A 2,207-nucleotide genomic window follows, 5' to 3' on the forward strand; every position below is an offset into this window, starting at 1 on the left:
GCGCTGTCCGACAGCCTGTCGGGCACGTTGAACTGGAGCTACGACGGCTTCGACCAGGTGACCCAGGCCAACGGCCCGCAGGGTAGCATCGTGTACGGCTACGACGCGGTAGGCCGGCGCACCAGCATGCAGGCGGCCACGCAGACGAAAGTGAACTATGCCTATGATGACGGCAACCGCCTGACCGGCATTGCCCAGGGGAGCGACACGGTGAGCTTCGCCTACGACAACGCCAACCGGCTGAGCAGCAAGACGCTGCCGAACCAGGTGCAGACGGTGTACGTGTACAACGACGCCAATCAAGTGACGGGCCTGGCCTGGGGCAAGGCGGGGCAAGCGGCACTGGGAAGCCTGGGCTATGGCTACGACAGCCGAGGGCAACTGGTGGCGCAGACCGGTAGCCACGCGCCGCAGGCGTTGCCACCAGCCAGCACCAACAATACCTTCGACGACAACAACCGACAGACCCAGGCCAACGGCAACGCCCGCAGCTACGACGCCGACGGCCACCTGCTCAGTGATGGCACGAGAACCTACACCTGGGACGACCGCGACCACCTGAGCCAGATCACGCAGGGCGGGACTGTCATCGCCAGCTACAGCTACGACGCACTGGGTCGTCGCAGCGCCAGGACAGAGAACGGCAGCACCACGCAATACCTGTACGACGGTCTGAATACCGTGCAGGAGACGCAAGGCACGACGATCAACCCGATCCTGACGGGCCCGGGCATCGACGAACGCTACGCGCGCGATGACAACGGTGGACGCACTTATTTCCTGACCGACGCATTGGGCAGCACACGATTGCTGACCGACACGAATGGCAATGCGGTGCAGCGCTACGACTACGATCCCTACGGCGCGACCACGCAGAGCAGCACGAGCTACAGCAACCCGTATCAATACACCGGGCGCGAGCACGACCAGAGTGGGTTGTATTACTACCGTGCGCGGTATTATACGGCGGAGTTGGGGCGGTTCATTAGTGAGGATCCAATTAAGTTGGCTGGCGGGGTGAATGGTTACAGCTATGTCGCTGTAAGGCCAATTGATCACCTTGATCCACTAGGTCTTTGGAGTTTTTCTATTGGTGGGTATATTCCAACCGAAGTGTTTGGTCCTTTCGGGCCTGGTGGTGCTATTGTTGTTTCGGGAGAGGGCTTTGAACTCAAATCAATAGGTTTTCGCGGAGGTGTCGGTGCTGGTGGTGGTCTTTCAGTTGATCCTTTGGGAGGGCCTCCGGATCCAAATGCATGTAGTGGATCAAATAGCATCGGCGTTTTTGCAAATGGTGGAGTGGCAGTTGGGCCAATAGGTGTTGGTTATGATAGGACATATGGTGGGACACAAGCCATAGATAATTATGGTCGCGTGTCATGGAGTGAATATGGTGGTGCATCCGGACAGTCCGATTATGGGCCTCGCTACGTGGAGGGTTTAGAAGGTTCGGTTTCAGTTGGCATTGAGTTAACTCATAATTTCTAGGTGAAATAATGAGCTGGAGATTTTTTAATATAGTGGTGCTATTCATTTCTTTGGTGGGGTCGATTTTTTCCAGGGTTCTTCCTGGATTTGAATATTATAATTTTAATTGCTTTGGCTTGGGTTTGATTTCCTTATTGGCTATGGTTGGCGTTATTTTTACTTGTGCAATGAGTAATTATATGATGGATAGTGAATTTTTTTGGGATTATCCAAGTATAAGTGGCAGGCTTGATATGGTTGGCCAGCCATTTCAGTTGTATGCAGGGGTTTCCTGTGTCGCCATTGCTATGGCGCTAGGCACTTTATTTAGGAATTTTATTTTCGGCATTCAAAGCTTGGATTGGTCTTTTTATGCTTGCATTGGGGTTGGCGTCTTTATTGGGTTATTTCTGTGCCTTAAATTGTTTAAAAATAGGCTAAATGTTTGAAGGGCTTTGGGAGAATTTTTGAGAGTCTGTAATTTAAACAGTACAATAATCCTTTGATGCGGCGGCGCCCACCGTGCAGGCGCCTGGCGTGACGGCGCGACCATCGGCGACGCTGTTGGGCTGCGGCCAATCGCACCCGTTGCCGTGCCGGGCGCATGCGCTGCTGGCCGATGGCACCTGGCGTCCGGGCCAGGACAATACCGATGCGCGCTGGCGGGCGCCCGGTGCCCAACCGGCGCAGCCGGCGCTGAGCGCATTGGAGGCGGTGGCGATGGCCAGCCAGCGCACCAG

At 55.2% G+C, this 2,207-nt stretch carries 3 protein-coding genes; all 3 read left to right on the forward strand.

The genetic code is table 11. The features are described from left to right. Positions 1-1,488 (forward strand): RHS repeat domain-containing protein (locus tag XalbCFBP2523_RS15675; RefSeq protein ID WP_146084140.1); only part of this gene is annotated, 1,488 nt, incomplete at its 5' end. A gap of 8 nt (positions 1,489-1,496) precedes the next feature. Further along, positions 1,497-1,916, forward strand: coding sequence for a hypothetical protein (locus tag XalbCFBP2523_RS16510; protein ID WP_146084141.1), 420 nt, complete (start codon positions 1,497-1,499; stop codon positions 1,914-1,916). Between the two features lie 88 nt (positions 1,917-2,004). Then, positions 2,005-2,207, forward strand: a 203-nt coding sequence (locus XalbCFBP2523_RS15680; RefSeq protein ID WP_146084142.1) for a hypothetical protein, incomplete at its 3' end; no start/stop codon positions are given.

This window comes from Xanthomonas albilineans (assembly GCF_002939705.1).
Classification (GTDB): domain Bacteria; phylum Pseudomonadota; class Gammaproteobacteria; order Xanthomonadales; family Xanthomonadaceae; genus Xanthomonas_A; species Xanthomonas_A albilineans.